Below are 24,057 nucleotides of genomic sequence, written 5' to 3' on the forward strand. Positions count from 1 at the left end.
TGCTTCAGCGCTGCATCACATAGGTTCCCGGCGCCGGTCCCAGCACCGGATAGCCGGGCCCGCCCAGCGTGGGCAGCGCCACCTTGCCCGAGGCCCGCGCCGCCAGCCAGGATTCCCAGGCCGGCCACCACGACCCCTCCTGCGGTGCCGTCGCCTCCACCCATTCGTCGGGGCCGAGATGCAGGTCGCCGAGCTTGGTCTCGTGGATGCGGAAATGCCGGTGCTTGTGCCCCGGCTCGCTGACGATGCCGGCATTGTGCCCACCGGAGGTCAGCACGAAGGTGACGTCGGTGTCGGTGATCTGGTGGATCTTGTAGACCGACCGCCACGGCGCCACGTGGTCCCGCTCCGTCCCCACCACGAACAGGGGGACCCGCAGGTTGAGCAGCGACACGGGCCGCCCGTCCACCGAATAGCGGCCGGCGGCGAGGTCGTTGTCGAGGAACAGCCGGCGCAGATATTCCGAATGCATCTTGTAGGGCATCCGGGTGGCGTCGGCGTTCCAGGCCATCAGGTCGTTCATGGGCGCGCGCTGGCCCATCAGATACTCATGCACCAGGCGCGACCAGACGAGATCGTTGGAGCGCAGCATCTCGAAGGCGCCCGCCATCTGCCCGGCGGAGAGAAAGCCCTGGTCCCACATCATGCTCTCCAGCATGTGGAGGGCGCTCGGGTCGACGAAAAGCTGGAGCTCGCCCGGCTCCGAGAAGTCGGTCTGCGCCGCGAACAGGGTGACCGAGGCGAGGCGGTCGTCGGCGACGCGGGCCATGGCGGCGGCGGCGATGGAGAGCAGCGTCCCGCCAAGGCAATAGCCCGCCGCATGCACTTTTCGGCCCGGCAGCACGGCGTTCACCGCATCGAGCGCCGCCATGACGCCCATGCGACGATAATCCTCGAACCCGAGGTTGCGGTCCTCCTGCGTGACATTGCGCCAGGAGATGCAGAACACCGTGTGCCCCTTCGACACCAGGTAGTTCACCAGCGAATTGTGCGGCGAAAGGTCGAGGATGTAATACTTCATGATCCAGGCCGGGACGATGAGGACCGGCTCGGCGTCGACCACCTCGGTGGCGCCGCGATACTGGATCAGCTCGATGAGGTGATTGCGGAAAATCACGTCACCCGGCGTCACCGCCACGGTCTCGCCGGGAACGAAGGCCTCGGCGCCCGGCGGCGGCTGGTCGGTCGCCTTGCGCGCCATGTCCTCGAGGACGTTGCGCGTCCCTTGCACGACGTTCATCCCCATGGTTTCCCGCGTCCGCCGGATCACCTCCGGATTGGCGGCGGAGTTGGACGGGGACATCATGTCGAGGAGCTGGCGCGCGGCGAAGGAGACGATCGCCTCGTTATGCGGGGCAACGCCCGGCACGCCGTGGGTGGCATTGTGCCACCATTGCTGGTTGAGCAGGAAGGCCTGGTACCAGAACCGGAACGGCCAGTCCTGCCACGCCGGGGCGCTGAACCGCTCGTCCCCGGGCAGGGGCGTGATGCAATTGGGGAAATTGCGGTCGAAGCTGGAGGCGATGGCATAGGAGCCGAAGCGCGCCGCCTTGCGCCAGGCCTTCAGCGCCAGCTCCGCCTGCTTGCCGGGGGCGGCGGCCAGATGCATCCACCAGTCCAGGCAGGCGAGGGTCATGCTCGCCGGCGACAGGCCCGACGTCGCGCGTGCCGCCAGCGCCGCCGCCGCCCGGTCGACCGCGCGGAAGGCGTCGGGGCCGGAGCCCGCGTCGAAATCCTCGTCGTCGTGGCAGGCGAGCCGCGCCCAGACCTCCGCCATCATCCGTCCGGGATGGGGCAGCTGGGTGAAGTCCATGGGCGGGCGCGCCACCGCGGCAGCCGGAGCGTCAGCGGGCTTCGGGGCCGGCAGGGCTTCGGGGCCGGCCGGCGAGGGCGGCGCTGCGGGCACGACGGACAGGGCGCGGGGAACGAGGGGCATCGGCAGGTCTCTTCAGGATCGCTGGCGCGTCTCGGGCAGGGCGCCGTCAAGGCAATACAGCTCCTCGCCCCTTCTCGGGGCGCTTTCAAGGCGCCAGCATGCAGCGCGCCCATGGCAACGCCATGACCGGCGTCAATTCCAGCCGCGCCTAGAGAATATCCCGGTAGTGACGGCGAAAGTCCTCCGGCTTGCGGCGAAACAGCGCGGCGTGACGGCGCAGGGCCTTTTTCCGGAGGTGCGCCTGCGCCCGCTTCAAGGCGTGGTCGAGCCGCTCCAGCGTTCCCTCGGCCAGGGCCGGCTGCGCCCCGTGGAGCATGGGGCGTAACGTCTCCAGATCCTGGTAGGCACCGAAAAAGTCCCGCAGGCGCTGCGCCTTGCGGGCGCGCTTGGCGCCACGGCCGGCGAACGCCGTGGCAATGAAGCTCATCTGGTAGCGGTGGGCGACCACGCGCTTGCGCGCCTCGTGCATGGCCTCGGGCGTGCCGAAGTCGGCGCTCCGCGCCCGCCGGTAGGAGTGTTCCAGCTCTTCGCCCACGTCCGCCATGCCGGCTGCGGCACCGAGCGCGCCGTCGATCTGCTCCCGCGCCTCGGCCAGGAAGGCGGCGAGGGACGCGCGGTGGCGCTCGGCTTCCTCCGGCGTGGCGTCATCGCCGACGGCGGCGCGTGCATCGGCGAGGTCGCAGGGCAGCAGCAGGCCCATGGCGTCGAGCAGATCGAGCGCCTCGTGGGCGGTGGCGCGGTCGCGGGCGTGGGACATGGCGCGCGCCGCCTCGGCCGAGTGCCGCCGCGCCACGCGGGCCACGGCGTCGGGCACGAGGCGCAGCAAGGCCCGATATTCCTTCATGGCCTTGCGGGCGTCGTGGACCATCTCCACCGGATCCGGGTCGGCGGCGGCCTTTTCCAGCGCATCGAGGCTGGCCGACAGGGCGCGCACCAGCGCCGCTCCCGCATGCGAGGCGGGCGCGAGATCTTCGGGCGTGCCGGTTATCGAGGACGGAGCATTCATCATGGGGCAGCGGGCGAGGGGGTCACGGCTTCAATCCTGCCACGGGGAGCCCGGTTCCGTCTCCCCTCGGGACAGTACCATGGCACTGGCGATTCCGCCCGCCCCCGCGATGGCGAGGAGGGCGCGGCCACGCGCCGCGCGCAGCCGGTGGAAGGCGCGCACCGCGAGGATGGCACCCGAGGCGCCGATGGGATGGCCGCGGGCGAGCGCGCCGCCCCGGGCATTCACCCGCGCCGGATCGAGGCCGAGCCGGCGGATGGCAACGAGGGCCTGCACGGCATAAGCCTCCATCAGTTCCACCTGCTCCACCTCGGCGGCGCGCAGCCCGAGCCGCGCGCACAGGGCTTGCACCGCCGCAACGGGCGCGAGCGCCGGCATCATCGGATCCCCCCCGCACGCCAGGGCCCCGGCGATGCGCACGCCGCAGGTTCCGGCCGGCACGAGCAGCACCAGGGCGGCGGCATCCGCCTCCACCGCCGTGGTGGCGGCGGTGACGGCGTACGCCGCCTCCCCGGCGAGGGCCGGAAGGCGGGCAAGGAGGGCCGGCGAAAGGCGGCGGGCGAACGGGTCGGCGACAACCCCTTCCACCGGCACGATCTCCTCCGTCGGCGGCGCGGCCAGCGCGCGCCGATGGCTTTCAGCGGCGAAGGCGTCCTGCTCGGCGCGGGTGACGTGCTCCAGCCGCGCCAGCGCGGCGGCGGCGTCGGCCAGGTCCGGCTCACGCTCCGGCCAGGGCGTGAAGGCCGGCTGCCGGTAGAAGGCCGGCGCCTCGTCCTTGATGCGCGGTCGATGGGCGCGCAGCGGTGCCCGGCTGAAGCTCTCCACCCCGCCCGCCAGCACGCAGCGCGCCTCCCCCGCCGCGATCCGCGCCGCGCCGAGACGGATGGCGTCGAGGCCCGAGCAGCATTGCGTGTCGAGGGTCGATGCCGGCACGCCCGCGGGCAGGCCCGCCGCGAGCGCGGCGACGCGGGCGACGTTCCCGCCGCCGGACAGGGCATTGCCGAGGATCAGCTCGTCCACCGCCTCCGGCGCGATGCCAGCGTCCGCCAGCACCGGCCCGATGAGGGCGGCGGCGAGGGCGAAGGCCTCCACGTCGCGGAAAGCGCCGCCGCGCGGCACCACCGCCGTGCGACGGGCGGCACGGATCTCCACGGCGCTCATGGCAGGAGCTCGCATCGGCCCGGCCACAGGCGGGCGACGGCGGGAAAATCGGTCTTGCCGGACGCGGTGAGGGGCCAGTCTGCGACGCTGGCATAGCGGCGCGGCACCTTGAACAGCGGTAGCTGCGGCTTCAGCCAGCGGGTCAGCTCGGCGCGGGTCGCCGCCGCCCCCTCCCTCAGGCAAAGGAAAGCCACCAGCCGCTCGCCGCGCAGGCCGTCCGGCACCCCCAGCACCGCCGCCGCCCGCACCGCGGGATGCTGCTCCAGCAGGCGCTCCACCTCTTCCGGGAACAGGTTCTTGCCCGAGGTGACGATCATCCGCTTGGAGCGGCCGACGAGGGTGAGGAAGCCGTTGGCGTCGAGCATGCCCATGTCGCCGACGCTCAGGGCCGCCCCATGGCGCAGGAGATCGGCGCTCTCGCCGGTGGCATAGCCGGAGAAGACGAAGGGACTCTCGACGAAGACCAGTCCCGTGCGCCCCGCGGGCAGGCGCCGGCCGGCCCGGTCGCGGATGGAAAGGCCGACACCGCTGAAGGCGCGCCCCACCGAGCCCTCCGGCACCTCCTCCTCGGCCTTCGCCACGGTGATGAAGGACAATTCCGAGGCGCCGTAGAACTCGGCGAAACGGGCGCCGGGCATGAGCCGCGACAGCCCCGCCTTGCGCCCCGGCGGCCATTTGGCGCCGGAGCAGAGTACGAGCCGGATGCCGTCCAGCACACGGCCCTCCCCCTCCAGCAGGTCGAGCAGCAAGGCGAGCTGGGTCGGCACGCCGTAGAGCACGCTGGCGCCATGCCGCCGGGCCAGCTCCACCACCGCGCGCGGCCGGAAGCTTCGGCACAGGACCACGTGGGCGCCGGCGTCCAGCCCGCGCGCCAGCCCGTAGAGGAAGAGCGAATGGGTGAGCGCGCCGGGGGCGAGGATCACGTCGGCGGGGCCGATGCCGAACTCGCGCGTGTCCGCGTCGAAGCTCTCGGTCCACGACCGGTGGGTGCGCCGGTAGCCCTTGGGCACGCCGGTGGAGCCGGAGGTGAAACCGACATAGAAGGGCAGCGCGCCATCCGGCTCGGGCAGCGGCGCCGCCGCGCCGGCACCCACCGCCTCGGCGAGGCCGGCAAGGCCTTGCCCGGGTGGAAGGCGCACATCCCCGTCCGCCGCGATCGTCACCAGAAGGCCGGGCGCGATCCGCTCGCGCACATCCGCCCGCAGGGCGCGCGGCCACGCGGGATCGAGCACCTGCGCTTCGCGTCCCCCACGGGCGGCGGCGAGGAACAGCACCGCCAGCGCCGCACCGTTGGGAAGATCCAGCGCGATCCCGCCCGGCGGCGCCGCGGCGAAACGGGCGGCGCAGCGGGCCACCAGCGCATCCAGCTCCCCATAGGTGAGCTGCTCCCCCTCGCAGGTCAGCGCCGGCGCGTCGGCGCGCGTCGCGGCCTGGACGGCGAGGGAGCGGGTGATGCTCACGGGCGCGGTTGCGGCGCGGCCGACCAACTGCGCAGCACGGTGGTGGCGAGCAGGGCCGCCCCCACCGCCTTCAACACGTCCCCGGGCAGGAAGATCGCCGATCCGACCGCCGCATAGCCGAACGGGACGTGCGCGATGACTGCGCTCACCGGAATGCCGCACAGATAGACGACGCCGATGCCGCCGGTCGCGGCGGCGAGGAAGGCCGAGAGGAGGGGCGCAAGGCGCAGGCGCTCGGCGAGGAGCCCGGTGACGAAGGCGCCGGGGATGAAGCCAAGGAAGAAGCCCGCCGGTGGCGTGGCGAGGATGCCGATGCCGCCCCGCCCCCCGACAGCATCGGCACGCCCAGCAGCACCACGACGACGAACAGGGCCGCCGCCGCCGCGCCGGCCCGCGCCCCCAGCAGGAGCCCGGCCAGCATCACGCCCAGGCTCTGGGCGGTGATGGGCACGCCGGCGGCCACCGGCAGATAAAGCGGCGGGACGAAGCCGAGGGCGCCGATGAGGGCGGCCACGAGGGCGACGCGCACGAGGGTCCGCGTATCGAAGGTGCGTGAATCCATGCTTGTTCCTTCAGCGTTCCGGCGGCGGCGCGTCGAAGCCCCGCACTTCCAGCGCCTCCGCCACCTGGTCCGCCATGACGAGGGCACCGGAGAAGAAGGCGCCCACGAGCGCAAGGCCGGGCCGGTGGGGGCTGCGGGCCCGCCAGGCCTCCTCCCGCCCGCGCCAGCTGTCCAGCAGCACCGGCACGAAGCGCAGCACCAGCGATACGGCCAGCGCCAGCCGCGCCGGATCGAGCCCGAACCGCGCCAGCGGCCGGAGCGGCACGGCGAGCGCGTCCATCATGTCCTGGAGACGGGTGGACAGGGTGACGAGGTCGGCGATGAGCACCATCACCGCGATGCGCAGCACGCTCGCCGCCGCCACATGGAGCGAGGCCGCCCAGGCCTGGAGCAGGAAGATCAGCACCAGCAGCGGCAGCAGGCTGCGCCACGCGAGGATGCGCTTCAGCCCCGGCTGGCCGAAGCCGGCATAGACCGTCACCACCGCCGCCAGCGCCATGGCCAGCACGACCGGATCGCTGACCGGCAGGATCAGCACCGAGAGCACGGCGAGCGCCACCAGCTTCACCCCCGCCGGAATGCGGTGGAGCAGGCTCCTGCCGGAGAAATAGCCGGCGATCACGACGCGCCACCCCAGCCGCCCGCCGGCATCGCGATGCCGGGATCCGCCGCGCGGGCACGGGCACGGGCGTCCGCCTCGTAGAGCGCAAGCACGTGTGCCGGCGGGCCGTCGGCGGCGATGCAGCCGCCTTTCAGCCACAGCACCCGGTCGAAGCCGTCGAAAAGGTGGAGGTCATGGCTCGCCATGATCACCTGGAGGTCCAGCGCGGCGAGCCGCGCGGCAAAGGCGAGGCGCGTCGCCAGATCGAGGCTGGAGAAGGGCTCGTCGAGCAGCAGGATGCGCGGCCCCGCGGCCAGTGCCGCGAGGATGCACACAAGCTGCTTCTGGCCTTCCGAGAGGTCGGCCACCGCCCGCTCGCCCCAGCCGGCGCAGCCGTGGCGGGCGAGCAGGTGGTCGGCGGCGGCGTTCGCCTCCGCCTTGGGCATGCCCTGGGCGATGGGGCCGAAGGCGATCTCCTCCAGCACCGAGGGGAAGATGATCTGGTGGTCCACGTTCTGGAACACGAAGCCCACGCTCGCCGGCAGCTTGCGACGATCCGCGCGCGTGTCGAGGGCGCCCACGGTGACGGTGCCGGCATCGGGCAAAAGGAGCCCGTTGATCAGCCGCAGCAGTGTCGACTTGCCCGATCCGTTGTCGCCGACGAGGCCGATGCGGCGCTCGGCGAGGGTGAGGGTGAGGCCGGCAAAGACCGTCCGCGCGCCGCGCGTCACCTCGACCCCCGAAAGCCGGACGGGTCCGGCATCGGCTGGGGCACGCGGCACGGCGCGGCGGAAGAAGGTCATCGTGTCTCCTGCTCGGTCCTTCCGATTAACCCGATTTCCGCGTTCCGCAAACCCGGCAGCGCCGGGGCGCGGCGGGACTTGCGCCGCCGCGGGATGCGGCAGCATCCTGCACCGGGCCAGAGATCGAGCCGCCTCGCCGGATGGGGCGCAAAACGGGGGCGTCATGACCGGATTCGGGGCACGCGGGTCTTTGCTGCGCGAGGCGGCGGCGCACGGGCACCACCGGGTGACGTTCGTCGAGCTGTTCTTCGACCTCGTCTTCGTCTTCGCCATCACCCAGCTCTCCCACCATTTGCTGCACGACCTCTCCCTCACCGGCCTGGCGCAGACGCTGGTGCTGTTCGTCGCGGTGTGGTGGGCGTGGATCGATACCGCCTGGGTGACGAACTGGCTGGATCCCGACCGCAAGCCGGTGCGGCTGGCGCTGCTCGTCCTGATGCTGGTGGGCCTCGTCCTGTCGGCGACCCTGCCCAAGGCGTTCCACGACGGCGGCCTTCCCTTCGCCCTGGCCTACGCCACGTTCCAGATGGGACGCTCCGCCTTCACCATCTGGGCGGTGGCGCGCCACGATCGCGCGCAGGCGACCAACTTCACGCGCATCCTCAGCTGGCAGGCGCTGGCGTCGGCGCTGTGGATCGCCGGCGCCTTCCTGCACGATGGCGCGCGGCTCGGCGTATGGGCGCTGGCCGCGGTCATCGACAGCATCGCCGCGGCCACCGGCTTCTTCGTTCCCGGCCTCGGCGCCTCCAAGGCGGCGGACTGGAACGTGGAAGGCGGGCATCTGTCGGAGCGCTGCGCGCTGTTCATCATCATCGCCCTCGGCGAATCCGTCCTCGTCACCGGCGCCACCGCCTCCGGGCTCGCCTGGACGGTGACGAACTTCAGCGCCTTCGTCGTCGCCTTCGTGGGCACCGTGGCCATGTGGTGGATCTATTTCGACACCGGCTCGGAGCGCGCCAGCAGCCGCATCGCCCATGCGCAGGAAAGCGGCCACATGGCCCGGCTGGGCTACACGTATGTCCACCAGATCATCGTCCTCGGCATCATCGGCTGCGCCCTGTCCGACGAACTGATCCTCGCCCATCCCGGCGGGGAGGTGTCGCCGGCGGCGACGGCGGCCATCGTCGGCGGTCCGGCGCTCTACCTGCTGGGCTGCGGGCTGTTCAAATATCCGCTGCTGCGCCGCTTCCCGCTCTCCCATCTGGCGGGGCTGGTCCTGCTGGCGCCGCTGGCTCCCTTCGCCGGGGCCTTCAGCCCGCTCGGCCTTGCGGCGGCAGGCACGGCCGCGCTTCTGGTGGTGGCCGCGTGGGAGTCCCTCGCCCTGCGCCGGATCGCACCCCGGCCCGCCGACTGATCCGGCTTCCGCCGTCCTGCGAGGCATTCCAATCCCGATTGATTTCCGGCGCGGCGGGGCGCATAAATCCCGCCGATCAAATCGATTAAAATCCGGCGCGGCGGAACGCCGGAGACCGATAGAAGCCACGGAGGCGCGTATGTCCGGTCAAGGCGAGCAGCCCGAGAAACACGGCCTGAAGCTCAGGTCGCAGCTGTGGTTCGACAACCCCGACAATCCGGGGATGACGGCCCTCTATCTCGAGCGCTACCTCAATTTCGGCCTGACCCGGGAAGAGCTGCAATCGGGCAAGCCGATCATCGGCATCGCCCAGACCGGTTCCGATTTGTCTCCCTGCAACCGCCATCACATCGAGCTCGCCTCTCGCGTGCGCGCCGGCATCGAGGCCATGGGCGGCGTGCCGTTCGAGTTCCCGGTCCATCCCATCCAGGAGACCGGCAAGCGGCCGACCGCATCCCTCGACCGCAACCTCGCCTATCTCGGGCTGGTGGAAATCCTCTACGGCTATCCGCTCGACGGCGTGGTGCTGACCACCGGCTGCGACAAGACCACGCCGGCCTGCATCATGGCGGCGGCCACCGTGAACATCCCCGCCATCGTGCTGTCCGGCGGACCCATGCTGAACGGCTGGTGGAAGGGCGAGCGCACCGGCTCCGGCACCGTGGTGTGGAAGAACCGCGAGAAGTTCGCCGCCGGCGAGATCGACTACGACACCTTCATGGACGTTGTGGCTTCGTCCGCGCCCTCGGTCGGCCACTGCAACACCATGGGCACCGCCTCCACCATGAACGCGCTGGCCGAGGCGCTGGGCATGTCCCTGCCCGGCTGCGCCGCCATTCCCGCGCCCTATCGTGAGCGCGGCCAGATCGCCTACGACACCGGCAAGCGCATCGTCGACATGGTGTGGGAGGACCTCAAGCCCTCCGACATCCTCACCCGCGCGGCGTTCGAGAACGCCATCCGCGTGAATTCCGCCATCGGCGGCTCCACCAACGCGCCCATCCACCTCAATGCCATCGCCCGCCACGTGGGCGTCCCGCTCTCGGTGGACGACTGGCAGAGCGTGGGCCACAAGATCCCGCTGCTGGTGAACATGCAGCCCGCTGGCGAGTATCTCGGCGAGGAGTTCCATCGCGCCGGCGGCGTGCCGGCGGTGGTGGCGGAGCTCATCGAGAAGGGCAAGATCCACGAGGGCGCGCGCACCGTGAACGGGCGCACCATGGGCGAGAACTGCAAGGGCAAGCTCTCCTGGGACCGCGCCGTCATCAAGGCCTATGACGCCCCCCTGAAGGAGGATGCCGGCTTCATCGTCCTGCACGGCAACCTGTTCGACAATGCGGTGATGAAGACCTCGGTGATCTCCCCCGAGTTCCGCCAGCGCTTCCTCTCCAACCCCGACGACCCCGAGGCCTTCGAGGGCCGCGCCGTGGTGTTCGAGGGACCGGAGGACTACCACCACCGCATCGACGACCCCGCCCTCGGCATCGACGGATACACTTTGCTGTTCATCCGCGGCACCGGCCCCTTGGGCTATCCCGGCGGCGCCGAGGTGGTGAACATGCAGCCCCCCGCCGCCCTCATCAAGAAGGGCATCCATGCCCTTCCCTGCATCGGCGACGGGCGCCAGTCGGGCACGTCGGGCTCGCCCTCGATCCTCAATGCCTCGCCGGAAGCCGCGGCGGGCGGCGGCCTGGCTTTGCTGAAGACCGGCGACCGGGTGCGCATCGACCTCAACACCTGCACCGCCGACATCCTGATCCCGCCGGAGGAACTGGCGCAGCGCCGCTCCGACCTGCAGGGCCATGGCGGCTTCAAGGTGCCGCCGAGCCAGACCCCCTGGCAGGAGATCCAGCGCTCCATGGTGGCCCAGTTCGACGAGGGCATGGTGCTGAAACCCGCGGTGAAGTACCAGCGCGTCGCCCAGACCATGGGCGTGCCCCGCGACAACCACTGAGCCACCCGCCATGAACGAAAAGACAGCGCCGGCGATCCCCCTCGGCGCTCCGGTCGAGGGCAACCCGGCGCGGCGCCCCTGCGCCATCACGCTGGAAGGCCGCCACGTCCGCCTCGTGCCGTTCGACGCGCTCCGGCACGCCGCCTCCCTCTACGCCCTGTCCCACGGGCCGGAGCGGGAGGCGCTCTGGGCCTATCTCTCCCCCGCGCCGTTTCCCGACGTGGCCGCCTTCGCGCGATATTACGGCGAGGCGGCGACCAAGGCCGACCCTCTCCTGTTCACCATCGAGGAGGCGGCAACGGGCCGGGCGGTGGGTCATGCCACCTATATGCGCATCGAGCCGGCGCACCGGGTGATCGAGGCGGGCAACATCCTCTACACGCCGGCGCTGCAGCGCACGCCGGGGGCGAGCGAAGCCATGTATCTCATGGCCCGCCACGCCTTCGAGGATCTCGGCTACCGGCGCTACGAATGGAAGTGCAACGCCCTCAACGCCCCCTCGCGGCGGGCGGCCGAGCGCCTCGGCTTCACCTTTGAAGGCGTCTTCCGCCAGCACATGATCGTGAAGGGGCGAAACCGCGACACCGCCTGGTTCTCCCTGCTCGACCACGAATGGCCGCGCGCCAAGGCGGCCTTCGAGGCGTGGCTCGATCCCGAGAATTTCGACGAGAACGGCCGCCAGAAACGGCGGCTGGAGGACATCCGGGCCTCGATGTGAGGCCCGGCAAACCCGAACCGGATCCAAGAGGAACGCCATGGGTGGACGACTTCAGGGAAAGGCCGCGCTGGTGACGGCGGCGGGCCAGGGCATCGGGCGCGCCATCGCCGAGGCCTTCCTGCGCGAGGGGGCGAAGGTGGTGGCCACCGACCTCGACGCCAGCAAGCTCGCCGGGCTCGATGGCGCGCAGGCCCGCGCGCTGGACGTGCGCTCCACCGAGGCGGTCAACGCGCTCGCCGGTCAGATCGGGCCGGTGGACGTGCTGGTGAACGCCGCCGGCTACGTGCACCAGGGCACCATCTTCGACACCAGCGAGACCGACTGGGACTTCTCCTTCGACCTCAACGTCAAGTCCATGCATCGCACCATCACGGCATTCCTGCCGGGCATGCTGGAGAAGGGCCGGGGCTCCATCGTCAACATCGCCTCGGCCGCCTCGTCCATCCGCGGGGTGCCCAACCGCTATGCGTACGGCGCCACCAAGGCGGCGGTGATCGGCCTCACCAAGGCGGTGGCGGCGGACTTCGTGCTCAAGGGCGTGCGCGCCAACGCCATCTGCCCGGGCACCATCCAGTCGCCCTCCCTCGACGAGCGCATCGCGGCCATCTCCGCCGAGACCGGCCGGCCGGTCGAGGCGGTGCGCGCCGACTTCGTCGGCCGCCAGCCCATGGGCCGCCTCGGCACGCCCGAGGAGATCGCCGCGCTCGCCCTCTATCTCGCCTCCGACGAGAGCGCCTTCACCACCGGGCAGATCCACGTCATCGACGGCGGCTGGGCGAACTGACGGGCGCACCCCCGTCCCCACCGCAGGGCCGGCCGCGCGGGTTCCACACGAAGCACCGCCCTGCGCCGGATCCGGACAGGGCGCCTTCCGCTTGCTCCAAGAAGCCTTGAGGAAATGTCCATGTACGTTCTCGTCATCGGCGGCGCCGGAATGGTCGGCCGCAAGCTCATCGAGCGCCTCGCCCGCGACGGGCGCCTCGGCGACAAGGCCATCACCCGCCTGACCGCCCACGACGTGGTGGTGCCCCGGCCGCCGGAAGCGCCCTTCCCCATCGACACCCGTGTCTCCGACATCTCCGTGCCCGGCGAGGCCGCCGCGCTGGTGGCGGAGCGGCCGGACGTGATCTTCCATCTCGCCGCCATCGTCTCCGGCGAGGCGGAGGCCGATTTCGAGAAGGGCAATCGCATCAATCTCGACGGCACGCGCCACCTCTTCGACGCGGTGCGCCTCGTGGAGGGATATGCGCCGCGCCTGGTCTTCACCTCGTCCATCGCGGTATTCGGCGCGCCCTTCCCGGAGGCCATTCCGGACGAGTTCTTCCACACCCCGCTCACCTCCTACGGCACGCAGAAGGCCATCGGCGAGCTGCTGCTGGCGGACTACACGCGGCGCGGCTTCTTCGACGGCATCGGCATCCGCCTGCCCACCATCTGCGTGCGCCCCGGCCTGCCCAACAAGGCGGCCTCCGGCTTCTTCTCCGGCATCATCCGCGAGCCGCTGGCGGGCCAGGAGGCGACCCTGCCCGTTTCCGAGGACGTGATGCACTGGCACGCCTCGCCCCGCGCCGCGGTGGGCTTCCTCATCCATGCCGCAACCCTCGACGGCGCGGCGGTGGGCGCGCGCCGCAACCTCACCATGCCGGGCCTCGCGGTGACGGTGGGCGAGCAGATCGAGGCGCTGCGCAAGGTGGCCGGCGCCAAGGCGGTGGCGCGCATCCGCCGCGCGCCCGATCCGGTGATCGAGAAGATCGTGTCGGGCTGGCCGCGCAAGTTCGACCCGCGCCGCGCCATCGCGCTCGGCTTCGTGGCGGAGACCTCCTTTGAGGAGATCATCCGCATCCATGTGGAGGACGAGCTCGGCGGCAGGATCGCGGACTGATCGCCGCCGATTGCCTCAAGCCGCCGCGCCGGACAGGCGCAGCGCGATGCGCGCCTCGAGGTTGGCGATGGCGGCGCCGATCTCCGGCAGCAGGCGGCGGTAGGCGGCGCGGCGCCAGCCGGCGGCGCCGTCATGGCGCACCGCGACCGGATGCCAGGTCTCAAGGTGCAGCAGCCCCAGCAGCGGCAGGCGCCGCAAGGCGCGCCGCGCCTCGTCCCCGAAGGTCACCAGCACGTCGAGGCGCGGCGCCCCCGACAGGGCGAAGACCCCCGCCGGCTTGGCGGAAAGCCCGTCCGCCGGGATGCCGGCGGCATCGAGGCAGGCGACCAGCGCCGGATCCACAGCGCCGGGCGTGAGCGCGGCGGCGCTGAAGACGCGAAGCTCGGGATGCTCCTTGAGCGCGACCGCCTCGGCGAGGAGGCTGAGGCCGCCATTGTCGGGACAGACGAAGAGCACGGTGGGCCGCCCGGTCATTGCCATAGACGCTCCTTCCAATCGGCCGCCCGCGCCCCCGCGCCGAGGCGCCGCGCGAAGCCCCGCCGGTCGAGCGGCACCCTAGCCGGTGTGGTCGACGCAGGTGTGACAGGACTGGAATGCACCCGCGCCCGGCGAATCACTCGAGGCGCCGGGCGGCCTTTGTTACCCCAAAAGGCGGCTGAAACGGCGCGACGCCGCCGCGAGTCGGCCCCGGCGTAATTTTGTAACGTATTGGAATTTAATACTAAAATTCTGCGTTAACCATTCCGAAAAACTTACCCGTGATGCATCGGATGCTGGCGTCGTGATTCGACCAACGGTTCTGCGCCGGCGCGTTGAATCGGAGATGAGTCATGGCGAAGAAGCCGGAAGTGACGAGTGCAAAGGTGAGCAGCATTGCCGCGAAGGCCGTGAAGGACCCGGGCAGCCTCACCCACGACGAGATCAGGACGCTGGCCGGCTCCGCTCTCACCCAGTCTCCCGACAAGCCGAAGGCCCCGGCCAAGGCCGTGACGAAGGGCGCCGCCAAGCCCGCCGCAGCGCCGGCGCCCCAGGCTGCTCCTGCACCGGTCAAGGCTGCGCCCGCACCGGCCAAGGCGCCGAAGGCCACCGCAGCCAAGGGCCCGGCCCCGAAGGCCGCTGCGCCCGCCAAGGCCGTGAAGGCGGCCACCCCGAAGATCGAGACGCCGAAGGCACCGGCCAAGGCCGCGAAGCCCGCGAAGGCCGTGGTCAAGCCGGCTGTGGCGAAGGCGCCTGTTGCGAAGGCCGCCCCGAAGGCAACCGCCAAGGCGGCAGCCAAGCCCGCCGCCAAGCTCACCGCCAAGCCAGCTGCCAAGGCCACCGAGGCGAAGCCCGTCGAGATGAAACCGGTGGAGGCCAAGCCGGCCAAGCTGGCGGCGAAGCCTGCGGCCAAGGCCGCCAAGGCTCCCGCTCCCAAGGTTTCGGCCCCCAAGGTTTCGGCCCCCAAGGCTCCGGCTCCCAAGGTCCCTGCGCCCAAGGTCCCCGCGCCCAAGGCTGCCGCCCGCAAGACCCCCGCTCCCAAGGCGGCAAAGGTTGCCGAGGTCAAGAAGTCCGAGGCCCCAGCCCCCAAGCCGGCGCGCGGCCGCAAGGCCTCCTGACACCCCCGGCAGGCCGACCCCAAAACAGAAGCCGCCGCCGGGAGGACCCCTGCGGCGGCTGTCCCCGGCGACCGGATCGAAGCCTATTGCTGCGGCAGGGCGCCGGCGCGGCCGATGTTGAAGATCTGCACGCGGCGGTTGATGGCGGCGTCAGGGTGCTTCACGTCCTGAAGCGCCTCCTCGCCGAGGCCCGCGGACTGAAGCCGGCGCGGATCCACCCGGAACGTGGTGGACAGGGCGGAAACCACGGCGTCGGATCGCTCCTGGCTCAGCTTCATGTTGTACTCGCGGGTGCCGGTGGCATCCGTGTTGCCGACCACCAGGAACTTGTAGCCCAGCAGCACCGGATTGTGCATGGCGTCGGCGATGGAGCCCAGGGTGCGGTAGGAGCCCGGCTTGATCATCGCCGAGTTCAGGTCGAACTCGATCTCCACATTGATCTGCGCCAGCTGGTCGAGCTGGATCGCCAGCGGGGGCCGGCTCTCGGGCGGGCCGGAATACTGCATGTGCGCCTGGGCAAGACCGCGCAGCGCCTCGGCGGACACCGGCGGCACGTTGTCCAGCGAGCTCTGGAGCCCCTGGACGATCTCGCTGTTGGGCGTGAAGGCCTGGGCGACGGCGGGCGCGGCGCCCGGCAGCGAGACAGCGGCCAACACCGCGCCGGCGAAGAGCAAGGCGGCGCCGAGGCGCCTGTTCATGTTCGAGGTCATGGTCATTCCCCCTGCTCCCTTCACTGCGCGTAGCCGGCATTGACGAGGGAGGCGGTGCAGGTCGCGCTCACCACCTTGGACGCCTCGAGCAGACAGGAGACGATGTTGCCGTCGCCGGCCACGAGGCCGGGGCAGAACTGCGCGCGGTCGCGGTCGCAGGCCTGGTGGACCTGGCGCTGGGCGGCAGCGCGGGCCTCGGTCATCTCGCGGATGGCCGCGTGGTTCGCGGCGCAGGCGGGGGAAAGCCGCCCGGAATTCTGCACCAGGCAGTCGTGGATGGCGTTGTTGCCGAGGTTGAGGCCCCGGCAGACCTTCATGATGTCCCCGCCGCAATGCTGCGCCAGGAGGCCGGCAGCCTGGGCGTAACTGATGGTCTGGGCGCGCGCCTCTGCGCCGGCCAGCGCCAGCAGCGCCGCCAGAACCAGTCCTGCACGTCTCATCTCTTCCCCCCTCCCCGCCCCCCTTGGCGAGCAGGGAACTTGATCATCGCGGGTCGTCGCCGGTCAACCGCGATGACGCGCCGTAAGCTGAAAAGCGGATGTTGTCCCCCGCGCTCGACGCTTTCGGCGGCCACGGACCCTCCCGCCCCGGAGCACACGCAGACCGGTTTCAACGGCAGGCGGATCGGACGACGCGCACCCTGCCCGGTCCTAGAGCGTTTCCCCGTTTCATGGAATCGGGGAAACGCTCCATGTCTTTGCGTGATCGCGTTTTCTTCACGCGAACCGGTCTCCACTTCGCTCGAAAACGCTCTAGCGCTCGCGCTGGACCTTGACCCCGGCTCCCGCCCCGATCTCGTCACCGGCGGCGCCCACCAGGCCGAGCGGATCGGCGGCGAGCTCAAGGTCGGTCGCCTCCACCCTGTCGTCCATCTCGGCGACCACCGGCGGCGCGGCGGTACCGGGCGCGCGGCGTGGCGCCAGCAGCAGGTGCGCACCCGCCGCGGTGGCCGCGAACAAAGGCACGATGACCATCATCGCGGTCAGCGGCGAGGGAAAGAACACCGACAGGCACGTGCCGAGAAAGCCGCTGCCGATCTGCAGGAAGCCCATGAGGGCCGAGGCCGCCCCGGCGATGGGGCCGGCTCCCGCAAGCGCGCCCGTGGTGCAGCCGGGCAGGAGAAGGGCGACGCCGCAGGCCCAAAGCGAGATGGGCAGCATCACGCTCGCCGTGGAGAGGGGTAGAAGCAGCGGCCCAAGGCTCAGCCCCACCGCCCCGGTCGCCACGAGGCCGAGACCCGGGAGAATGAGGCTGTGCGCGTGGAAGCGCTTGAGCAGCGGCCGGGCGATGAGGGTGCCGCTCATGAACGCACCCGTCTGCATCAGCATGGCGAGACCGAACTGCGTGGGCGTGAGGCCGATCCGCTCGATCAGGATGAAGGGCAGGAGTGCCGCGAGCGTGTAGATGCCGCCCAGCGCCGCCCCGGCCGCCACCGCCGCGCGCATGAAGGCCGCGTCGGTGAGGAGGCGGGCATAGCTCGCGATCGCGCCGGAGGGTGAGGCGAGGCGGCGATCGGGCGCGCGGTTGGTCTCCGGCACGCGGAAGGCGAGCACGGCCACCAGAACGAGCCCGTAGGCGGCCATGGCGACGAAGATCACGTGCCAGCCGACGGTGCCGAGGAGGATGCCGCCCAGCGTCGGCGACACCGCCGGCCCGACCGCCAGCATGGTGCCGATGAGGTTCATGATCCGGGCCGACGCCTGCCCGGTATACTGGTCCCGCACCAGAGCCCGCGAGACAGCGATGCCGGCCGCGCACCCCACGCCCTGGAGGGCGCGCCCGGCGATGAACCAGGCGATGCTCGGCGCCAGCATGGCGACCAGGCTGCCGACGAGATAGATGCCGAAGAACCAGAGCGCCACCGGCCTCCGCCCGAAGGCATCGGAGAGGGGGCCGCAGGCGAGCTGCGAGAAGGCGTAGCCGAGGAAGAAGACGGTCAGCGTCAGCTTCACCGTCGCGATGGTGGTGCCGAAGGCCTCCACCATCGCCGGCATCGCGGGCGTGTAGAGCGACAGGCTGATGGGACCGAGCATGACCATCATGCCGCCGATCACGCACACTTCCCGCTCCGTCATCAGCGGCACCGGCGCAGCGTAGCCGGCCGCCGCCGAGGGCCGACCTGGGCCGACGGGCTTCATCGTTCGTCCCTGCACTTGTGCTCGCGGGCGAGATTGGCCCGCACCCTGAGGAGGAGGTCGCGCAGCATCTGCCGCTCGCCCTCGGAAAAGCCGTCCGTCGCCTCGGCGCGCACCAGCGCCCCGGCAGCGCGGATCGCCGCGAGATAGGGCGTGGCGGCCGGCGTCAGCGAGACGGTCTTGGCCCTGCGGTCCTTGGGATCGGCTTCCCGCTCCACGAGCCCGGCCGCCTCCAGCCGGTCGAGGAAGCCGACGAGGGTCATGGGCTCCACGTTCATCTTCTCGGCCAGCGCCATCTGCCGCAGGCCGGGATGGAAATTCACGTAGGCGAGGGTCCGCGCCTCCCCGGCCGTGAGGCCGAGGCCCGCGGCGTCGAAGGCCCGGTCGGTGCGCCCGCGGAACAGCCGCGCGGCATCCACCAGCACAAATCCAAGGGAGGGCTCATCCATAGTAAGGCAAATATATAGTAAGTCTACCTTATCATCAAGATCCAATGTCATTGCGCCGTGGGATCGAGGCGCTATGTGTGGACCACACCGTTCGGAGATCGTTCATGCCCTGGTCCCTGACCATTGGCCGCGTCGGCGGAACCGCCATCCGCATCCATGTCACCTTCCTGCTCTTCCTGGTCTGGATCTGGGCCGCCTATTACCGTTCCGGGGGGGCAGGCGGCGTGGGAAGGCGTCGTGTTCGTGGCCCTGCTGTTCGCCTGCGTGCTGCTGCACGAGCTCGGGCACGTCTTCGCCGCGCGGCACTACGGGGTGAAGACGCCCGACGTCACCCTCTGGCCCTTCGGCGGCATCGCCAATCTCGAACGCATTCCGGAGAAGCCCTCGGAGGAGCTGGTGGTGGCCATTGCCGGGCCGCTGGTGAATGTGGTCATCGCCGCCATCCTGCTCGTCATCCTCGGCGCGAGCCTGAACGGGGCGGACCTCAAGCCCGAGGACCTCGCCAAGGTCGAGGATCCCGGCACCTCCATGCTGGTGAAGCTCGCCGGAGCCAACATCTTCCTGGTGCTGTTCAACCTCATCCCGGCCTTCCCCATGGATGGCGGGCGCGTGCTGCGGGCCCTGCTCGCCATGAACATGAGCCACGCCAAGGCCACCGCCACCGCCGCCTCCATCGGCCAGGGCCTCGCCATCGGCCTCGGCCTGCTCGGCATCTTCACCAACCCCATGCTGATGATCATCGGCGTGTTCGTCTTCCTCGCCGCGTCCGGCGAGGCGGGGCAGGTGCAGCTCAAGGAGGCCTCGCGCGGGCTGCTCGTCTCCGACGCCATGATCACGCATTTCGAGACGCTCGGGCCGCAAGCCACCGTGGACGACGCGGCGGATGCGCTCATCCGTTCCACCCAGAAGGAATTCCCCGTGGTGGACGGGGCCGGGCGGCTGCGCGGCGTGCTCACCCGCGACGCCATGATCCGCGCGCTGAAGGACCAGGGGCCGCAGACGCCGGTGCTGGACGTGATGCAGGCGGACGTGCCCACGGTGGAAGCCCGCTCCAAGCTCGATGTCGCGCTGAAGCTCATCACCTCCGCGCAGGCGCCGGCGGTGGGCGTGGTGGATGCGGCCGGAAAGCTGGTCGGCCTGCTGACCCCGGAGAATGTGGGCGAGCTGATGATGATCCACATCGCCCTCGGCGACCGCCCCAAGGGGAAGCACCCGGTGGTGACGGGCTGACGCCCGTCCCGCGCGGGGCGGGCGCGGCGACGCAGGACCAAGCGACGCGCGGCAACGTCGTGTCGCGCGTCTGACCGGCGCCGTCAGGCGGCGCCGATCGCTTCCGTCTTCGGCGCCTCGACCTGGCGCACCTTGTCCATGACCGCCTTCTGCACCTTCTCGAACGCGCGCACCTCGATCTGGCGCACCCGCTCGCGCGAGACGCCGAATTCGGAGGCGAGGTCCTCCAGCGTCATCGGGTCTTCCGACAGGCGCCGGGCTTCGAAGATGCGCCGCTCGCGCTCGTTCAGCACGGACAGCGCGCCGGAGAGCGCCGAGCGCCGGTTGTCCAGCTCCTCGCTCTCGGCCAGCTGCTCCTCCTGGTCGAGGCGCTCGTCCACCAGCCAGTCCTGCCACTCCCCGCCTTCCGAATCCTCGCGGATGGGGGCGTTGAGCGAGGCGTCACCGGACAGGCGGCGGTTCATGTCCACCACGTCCTGCTCGGTGACGCCGAGCTTGGTGGCGATCTGCTTGACCTGGTCGGGGCGCAGGTCGCCCTCTTCCAGCGCGGAAATCTGGCTCTTGGCCTTGCGCAGGTTGAAGAACAGCTTCTTCTGCGCCGCCGTGGTGCCCATCTTCACGAGGCTCCACGAGCGCAGGATGTATTCCTGGATGGAGGCGCGGATCCACCACATGGCGTAGGTGGCGAGGCGGAAGCCCTTTTCAGGCTCGAAGCGCTTGACCGCCTGCATGAGGCCCACATTGCCCTCGGAGATCACTTCCGAAATGGGCAAGCCATAGCCGCGATAGCCCATGGCAATCTTCGCCACGAGGCGCAGATGGCTCGTCACGAGCTTGTGTGCGGCATCGCGGTCCCCATGCTCGCGCCAGCTCTTGGCAAGCATATATTCCTCCTGCGGCTCCAGCATGGGAAACCGCCGGATCTCCTCCAGATACCGCGAGAGCCCGCCTTCCGCGGAAGGAATGGGCATGGACTTCTGGGCCATAAGGAAGGCCTCCTTCTACCGCGGTCCCCGTCCGGGCGGCCGCCTGTGCGGCCGCGTGACGCCGACCGCGACGCGTCATGATATAGATACGAACGCAACGCGGATAGGTTTCACCCTCTCACGTCGACGCGAGAGATGTTTGCGTGCTTGCACGATCACGCTTGCACGATCGGGCCTGCACCATCAGGCCTGCATGATCACGAAAGCGCGGCGGCGAGCGCGGCGAGGTCCTCCGGCAGGGGGCTTTCGAACGACAGCGTCTCGCCCGTGACCGGATGGGCGAAGCCGAGGCGGGCCGCATGCAGCGCCTGGCGGCCGAGACCCGAAAGGCGCTCCCGCGCCGCATCCGGCAGCAGCGACACCTTGGTGCGAAACCCCTGGCCGTAGACCTCGTCGCCCAGGAGCGGATGGCCCACATGGGCCATGTGCACGCGGATCTGGTGGGTGCGACCGGTTTCCAGCTGGCATTCCACGAGGCTCGCAACCCCCTCCTCGGTCCTCACCTCGCCCTTCACCAGCCCCTTGTTGCGGGGACTGGCGCGGCCGTGCCCGGCATACGCCTCCACCACCTCCCAATGGGTCACGGCCTGCCGGCCGCTGGTGCGCACCGCCATCTTCTGGCGATGGGTGGGATGCCGGTCGATGGGCGCGTCGATGGTGCCGCGCGGCTCCGGCATCCCCCAGACGAAGGCGAGGTAGGCCCGCTCCAGCGGCCCGGTGCGGCCATGGTCGGCGAACTGCGCGGCGAGCCCCTTGTGGGCGGCATCGGACTTCGCCACCACCAGCAGGCCGGACGTATCCTTGTCGAGGCGGTGGACGATCCCCGGTCGGCGCACGCCGCCGATGCCGGACAGGGTGTCTCCGCAATGGTGGAGCAAGGCATTGACCAGCGTCCCGCTGGAATGCCCCGGCGCCGGGTGCACCACGAGCCCGGCCGGCTTGTCGATAACGACAAGGTGCGCGTCCTCGTACACGATGACGAGCGGGATGTTCTCCGGCTCCGGCGCCGCCGGCTCGGGAGGCGGCAGGTGGATGGTATAGATGTCGCCGGCATTGACCCGGCCGGCCGCGTCCCCTACCACACGCCCGCCGATGGAGACCTGCCCTTCCGCAACGAGACGCTGGATGCGGGTGCGGCTGAGGTCCGGCGCCTGGGGGGCGAGCAGGCGCGCAAGCGCACGGTCGAGCCTCTCGCCCGCGTCATCCGCGCCGGCCTGGACGGTGAGGGTCTCGCCCTCGTCCAGGTCGACGGTATCGGGGTCGACGGTGTCCGGGTCCCGTGTGTTCGGGCCCACTGTGTTCGGGTCCACGGTGCCGTCGTCGAAGCCGTCCTCGGCGGGGTTCATCGTCGCGTTCATCTCCGTTTTTCGATCAGGAGCCAGGGCCCCTCATGTTCCACCGCCCGCCCCCCACCGACACCCCGGAAGAGGCGCTGACGCCGGAGCAGGAACGCATCATCCGCAAGTTCCGCCGGTTCTCCAGCGCCTCCCTGCTGATCATGGTGATCGGCGTGGCGGCGGTGCTCGGCGTCATTTCCTACCGCCTGCTGCGGGCCAAGCCCCTCGCCACCGGCGAGGTGACCGCCCTGCTGCCCAAGGGGGCGAAGATCGTCTCCACCGCGGTGTCGGGCGATGTGGTGGTCCTGATCCTGGACGTGGCCGGCGCCACCGAGATCCGCACCTTCGACGCCCGGACCCTCGCGCCGGCCGGCCGGCTGCGTTTCGCCGTGGAGCCGTGAGGCGGGCCGGAGCCTTCCTTGGTACCCGTGAATTCCGGCCCTATTGCAGCGAGCCGTCGCCGTCGCCGGGCATGCGGGCCAGCATCATCTGGGTGATGGCCACCAGCATGTCGGCGCGGGCCTTGAGGCTCTCCGCCTCCAGCAGCGCCTGCTTCTCCAGCGGCCCGTAGGGCGACATCACCGAAAGCGCGTTCACCAGCGTCTCGGTGCCGGCCTGGCGGATGCCGTCCCAGTCCGCCTCCAGCTTGTTGGCGTCGAGGAAAGCCGCGAGCGCGGCGAGCACCGCCTCGCGATCCACCGCCGCCTCGCCGGCCGAGGCCTGGAAGTCGGAGGCGAACGGCGACGCATCCACCCGGAATTGCCGGTAGGGCGTGGTGACTGCGAGTTCCTCCACGATGCTGAACCGGCAGATGCCGGTCAGCGTAATGAGATACCTGCCGTCCCCCGTCTCGCTGAACTGGCTGAGGCGGCCGAGGCAGCCCACCTTGTACAGGCCGGGGCCCTGCGCGGTCTCCGGCACAGCCTCGTCGGGCTGCACCATGCCAATGAGGCGCGGACCTGCGAGCGCCGCATCCACCATGGCGAGGTAGCGCGGCTCGAAGATGTTGAGCGGCAGGTCCGCGCGCGGCAGGAGCAGCGCGCCGGCGAGCGGAAAAACCGGGATCACCGCCGGAACCTCCGCCGGTGACAGATAAGAACGGTTGGCAGCCACGAAAAAAGTCCTTCAGGCGAACATGATCGCCGACAGTTTCTTACGCCCCGAAAGGGTGAGCGGATCGGTGGGACCCCAGGCCTCGAACAGCTGGACCAGCTGCTTGCGCGCCCCGTCCTCGTTCCAGGCGCGGTCGCGCTTGACGATGTCGAGCAGGTGGATGAGCGCGTCCTCGCGCCGCCCCTTGGCGTTGAACGCCAGGGCGAGCTCGAAGCGGGCCTGGTGGTCGTTGGGGTCGAGATCCACCTTCGCCTTGAGCGTCGCGAGATCGCCGAGGGAGGCCGCCTGCTCGGCCACCTCCAGCGCGGCACGGGCGGCGGCCACGGCGCTGTCGTTCTGCTTGTCGGCCGGGACCTGGGCGAGGACGGCCTTGGCCTGATCCAGCGCCCCGGCCGCGACCTGCGCGCGCACGAGGCCGGCCAGGGCCTTCAGGTTGTCCGGCTCCTCGCCGAGCACCCCGGCGAAGATCTCGGCGGCGGCGGCGAGGTCGCCCTCCGCCAGCATGGCCTCGGCGGTGGCCAGCGCTTCCTCCAGCCCGTCGGTGGCGGGACCCGTGAGGCGCTCGATGAAGGCCTTCACCTGGCCCTCGGGCAGTGCCCCCATGAAGCCGTCCACCGGCTGGCCGTTCACGAAGGCATAGACGGTGGGTACCGACTGGATGCCGAGCTTGCCCGGGATCACCGGGTGGTCGTCGATATTGAGCTTGGCGAGGCGCACCTTGCCCTTGGCCGCCTTCACTGCCTTCTCGATCACCGGCGTGAGGGTCTTGCACGGCCCGCACCAGGGCGCCCAGAAGTCCACCAGCACCGGGCGGCGCTTGGATTCCTCCATCACGTCGGCCAAGAAGGTCTGGGTGGTGGTGTCGATGATGTCGCCGCCGGCCGCCACGTTGCCCGCGCCTTGTCCGGCGCCCGCCTGGTTCAACAGCATGTGTCGCAATCCCCGAAATCCCGGCCCGCCCCGGCCGTCGCCGGAGGGGCAGCCCTTAAATGGGCGTTCGCCGCGCACGCGCAATCGGCGTTCCGCGCCGTTCTACCGCTTTCAGCGGCGGAAGGTAAGACGGCG

Annotated in this window: 22 protein-coding genes and 2 pseudogenes; 8 read left to right on the forward strand and 16 right to left on the reverse strand. The window is 70.6% G+C overall.

Features of this window, described 5'->3' with window-relative positions:
• Nucleotides 1-4: 4 nt before the first annotated feature.
• The 7 genes and pseudogenes from EZH22_RS04530 to EZH22_RS04560 all read right to left on the reverse strand — a co-directional run bounded on the left by EZH22_RS04530 (nt 5) and on the right by EZH22_RS04560 (nt 7,529).
• Nucleotides 5-1,777 (reverse strand): PHA/PHB synthase family protein, encoded by a 1,773-nt coding sequence (locus EZH22_RS04530; protein ID WP_231711489.1) that lies wholly within the window; start codon nt 1,775-1,777, stop codon nt 5-7.
• A 307-nt stretch (nt 1,778-2,084) separates the two neighbouring features.
• Entirely contained in the window at nt 2,085-2,945 is an 861-nt protein-coding gene (locus EZH22_RS04535; protein ID WP_203194577.1) for a CHAD domain-containing protein, read from the reverse strand.
• A 27-nt stretch (nt 2,946-2,972) separates the two neighbouring features.
• Nucleotides 2,973-4,103: a thiolase family protein gene (locus tag EZH22_RS04540; protein ID WP_203194578.1), complete on the reverse strand. Its 1,131-nt coding sequence runs from the start codon at nt 4,101-4,103 to the stop codon at nt 2,973-2,975.
• Complete coding sequence (locus EZH22_RS04545; RefSeq protein WP_203194579.1) at nt 4,100-5,563, reverse strand: AMP-binding protein; 1,464 nt, start codon at nt 5,561-5,563, stop codon at nt 4,100-4,102. The genes EZH22_RS04540 and EZH22_RS04545 overlap by 4 nt, the downstream gene beginning before the upstream one ends.
• Nucleotides 5,560-6,125: pseudogene (locus EZH22_RS04550) on the reverse strand (biotin transporter BioY). The gene EZH22_RS04545 and the pseudogene EZH22_RS04550 overlap by 4 nt, the downstream one beginning before the upstream one ends.
• 10 nt (nt 6,126-6,135) lie before the next feature.
• Nucleotides 6,136-6,747 carry an energy-coupling factor transporter transmembrane component T family protein gene (locus tag EZH22_RS04555; RefSeq protein ID WP_203194580.1) on the reverse strand — a complete coding sequence of 204 codons (612 nt, stop codon included), beginning with the start codon at nt 6,745-6,747 and terminating at the stop codon, nt 6,136-6,138.
• Nucleotides 6,744-7,529: an energy-coupling factor ABC transporter ATP-binding protein gene (locus EZH22_RS04560; RefSeq protein WP_203194581.1), complete on the reverse strand. Its 786-nt coding sequence runs from the start codon at nt 7,527-7,529 to the stop codon at nt 6,744-6,746. The genes EZH22_RS04555 and EZH22_RS04560 overlap by 4 nt, the downstream gene beginning before the upstream one ends.
• A 163-nt stretch (nt 7,530-7,692) precedes the next feature.
• Here EZH22_RS04560 and EZH22_RS04565 point away from each other — a divergent pair, with 163 nt between their 5' ends.
• The 5 genes from EZH22_RS04565 to denD all read left to right on the forward strand — a co-directional run bounded on the left by EZH22_RS04565 (nt 7,693) and on the right by denD (nt 13,437).
• Nucleotides 7,693-8,883: a low temperature requirement protein A gene (locus EZH22_RS04565; protein ID WP_203194582.1), complete on the forward strand. Its 1,191-nt coding sequence runs from the start codon at nt 7,693-7,695 to the stop codon at nt 8,881-8,883.
• A 139-nt stretch (nt 8,884-9,022) separates the two neighbouring features.
• Nucleotides 9,023-10,837 carry an IlvD/Edd family dehydratase gene (locus EZH22_RS04570; protein ID WP_203194583.1) on the forward strand — a complete coding sequence of 605 codons (1,815 nt, stop codon included), beginning with the start codon at nt 9,023-9,025 and terminating at the stop codon, nt 10,835-10,837.
• Between the two features lie 10 nt (nt 10,838-10,847).
• Nucleotides 10,848-11,555 carry a GNAT family N-acetyltransferase gene (locus EZH22_RS04575; RefSeq protein ID WP_203194584.1) on the forward strand — a complete coding sequence of 236 codons (708 nt, stop codon included), beginning with the start codon at nt 10,848-10,850 and terminating at the stop codon, nt 11,553-11,555.
• Between the two features lie 37 nt (nt 11,556-11,592).
• The gene (locus EZH22_RS04580; RefSeq protein ID WP_203194585.1) at nt 11,593-12,339 is read left to right on the forward strand and encodes an SDR family oxidoreductase; all 747 of its coding nucleotides are present in this window, start codon (nt 11,593-11,595) and stop codon (nt 12,337-12,339) included.
• A gap of 120 nt (nt 12,340-12,459) precedes the next feature.
• A complete protein-coding gene (gene denD, locus EZH22_RS04585) occupies nt 12,460-13,437 on the forward strand; it encodes a D-erythronate dehydrogenase (protein WP_203194586.1) in 978 nt (325 codons plus the stop codon).
• Nucleotides 13,438-13,452: 15 nt separating this feature from the next.
• On the opposite strand, the gene EZH22_RS04590 is transcribed toward denD, so the two are convergent.
• Nucleotides 13,453-13,917 carry a low molecular weight phosphatase family protein gene (locus EZH22_RS04590; protein WP_203194587.1) on the reverse strand — a complete coding sequence of 155 codons (465 nt, stop codon included), beginning with the start codon at nt 13,915-13,917 and terminating at the stop codon, nt 13,453-13,455.
• A gap of 350 nt (nt 13,918-14,267) precedes the next feature.
• Here EZH22_RS04590 and EZH22_RS04595 point away from each other — a divergent pair, with 350 nt between their 5' ends.
• Nucleotides 14,268-15,032 carry a hypothetical protein gene (locus tag EZH22_RS04595; protein WP_203194588.1) on the forward strand — a complete coding sequence of 255 codons (765 nt, stop codon included), beginning with the start codon at nt 14,268-14,270 and terminating at the stop codon, nt 15,030-15,032.
• Nucleotides 15,033-15,115: 83 nt separating this feature from the next.
• Here EZH22_RS04595 and EZH22_RS04600 read toward each other — a convergent pair whose 3' ends face one another.
• From EZH22_RS04600 to EZH22_RS04615, 4 genes are all read right to left on the reverse strand, one after another.
• Complete coding sequence (locus EZH22_RS04600; protein ID WP_231711292.1) at nt 15,116-15,748, reverse strand: OmpA family protein; 633 nt, start codon at nt 15,746-15,748, stop codon at nt 15,116-15,118.
• Between the two features lie 14 nt (nt 15,749-15,762).
• Nucleotides 15,763-16,182 (reverse strand): cysteine rich repeat-containing protein, encoded by a 420-nt coding sequence (locus EZH22_RS04605; RefSeq protein ID WP_203194589.1) that lies wholly within the window; start codon nt 16,180-16,182, stop codon nt 15,763-15,765.
• Nucleotides 16,183-16,494: 312 nt separating this feature from the next.
• Complete coding sequence (locus tag EZH22_RS04610) at nt 16,495-17,880, reverse strand: multidrug effflux MFS transporter (RefSeq protein WP_203194590.1); 1,386 nt, start codon at nt 17,878-17,880, stop codon at nt 16,495-16,497.
• A complete protein-coding gene (locus tag EZH22_RS04615) occupies nt 17,877-18,326 on the reverse strand; it encodes a MarR family winged helix-turn-helix transcriptional regulator (protein WP_203194591.1) in 450 nt (149 codons plus the stop codon). Before EZH22_RS04615 ends, EZH22_RS04610 begins: the two co-directional genes overlap by 4 nt.
• Nucleotides 18,327-18,430: 104 nt before the next feature.
• Here EZH22_RS04615 and EZH22_RS04620 point away from each other — a divergent pair.
• Nucleotides 18,431-19,556 (forward strand): annotated as a pseudogene (locus EZH22_RS04620) (site-2 protease family protein).
• Nucleotides 19,557-19,639: 83 nt separating this feature from the next.
• On the opposite strand, the gene rpoH reads toward EZH22_RS04620, so the two are convergent.
• Nucleotides 19,640-20,542, reverse strand: a complete 903-nt coding sequence (gene rpoH, locus EZH22_RS04625; protein WP_203194592.1) for an RNA polymerase sigma factor RpoH — start codon at nt 20,540-20,542, stop codon at nt 19,640-19,642.
• Nucleotides 20,543-20,739: 197 nt separating this feature from the next.
• Nucleotides 20,740-21,900 (reverse strand): RluA family pseudouridine synthase, encoded by a 1,161-nt coding sequence (locus EZH22_RS04630; RefSeq protein ID WP_231711293.1) that lies wholly within the window; start codon nt 21,898-21,900, stop codon nt 20,740-20,742.
• 32 nt (nt 21,901-21,932) lie between these two features.
• Between EZH22_RS04630 and EZH22_RS04635 the strand changes: the two genes are divergently transcribed.
• Complete coding sequence (locus EZH22_RS04635; protein WP_203194593.1) at nt 21,933-22,280, forward strand: hypothetical protein; 348 nt, start codon at nt 21,933-21,935, stop codon at nt 22,278-22,280.
• A gap of 40 nt (nt 22,281-22,320) precedes the next feature.
• Here the strand turns inward: EZH22_RS04635 and EZH22_RS04640 are convergent, their stop codons facing one another.
• Together EZH22_RS04640 and trxA are read right to left on the reverse strand one after the other, a co-directional pair.
• Nucleotides 22,321-22,992 carry an LON peptidase substrate-binding domain-containing protein gene (locus EZH22_RS04640; protein WP_203194594.1) on the reverse strand — a complete coding sequence of 224 codons (672 nt, stop codon included), beginning with the start codon at nt 22,990-22,992 and terminating at the stop codon, nt 22,321-22,323.
• Nucleotides 22,993-23,004: 12 nt separating this feature from the next.
• A complete protein-coding gene (gene trxA, locus EZH22_RS04645; RefSeq protein WP_203194595.1) occupies nt 23,005-23,922 on the reverse strand; it encodes a thioredoxin in 918 nt (305 codons plus the stop codon).
• Nucleotides 23,923-24,057: the final 135 nt, after the last annotated feature.

Origin of the sequence: Xanthobacter dioxanivorans (assembly GCF_016807805.1) — a bacterium.
GTDB classification, from domain to species: domain Bacteria; phylum Pseudomonadota; class Alphaproteobacteria; order Rhizobiales; family Xanthobacteraceae; genus Xanthobacter; species Xanthobacter dioxanivorans.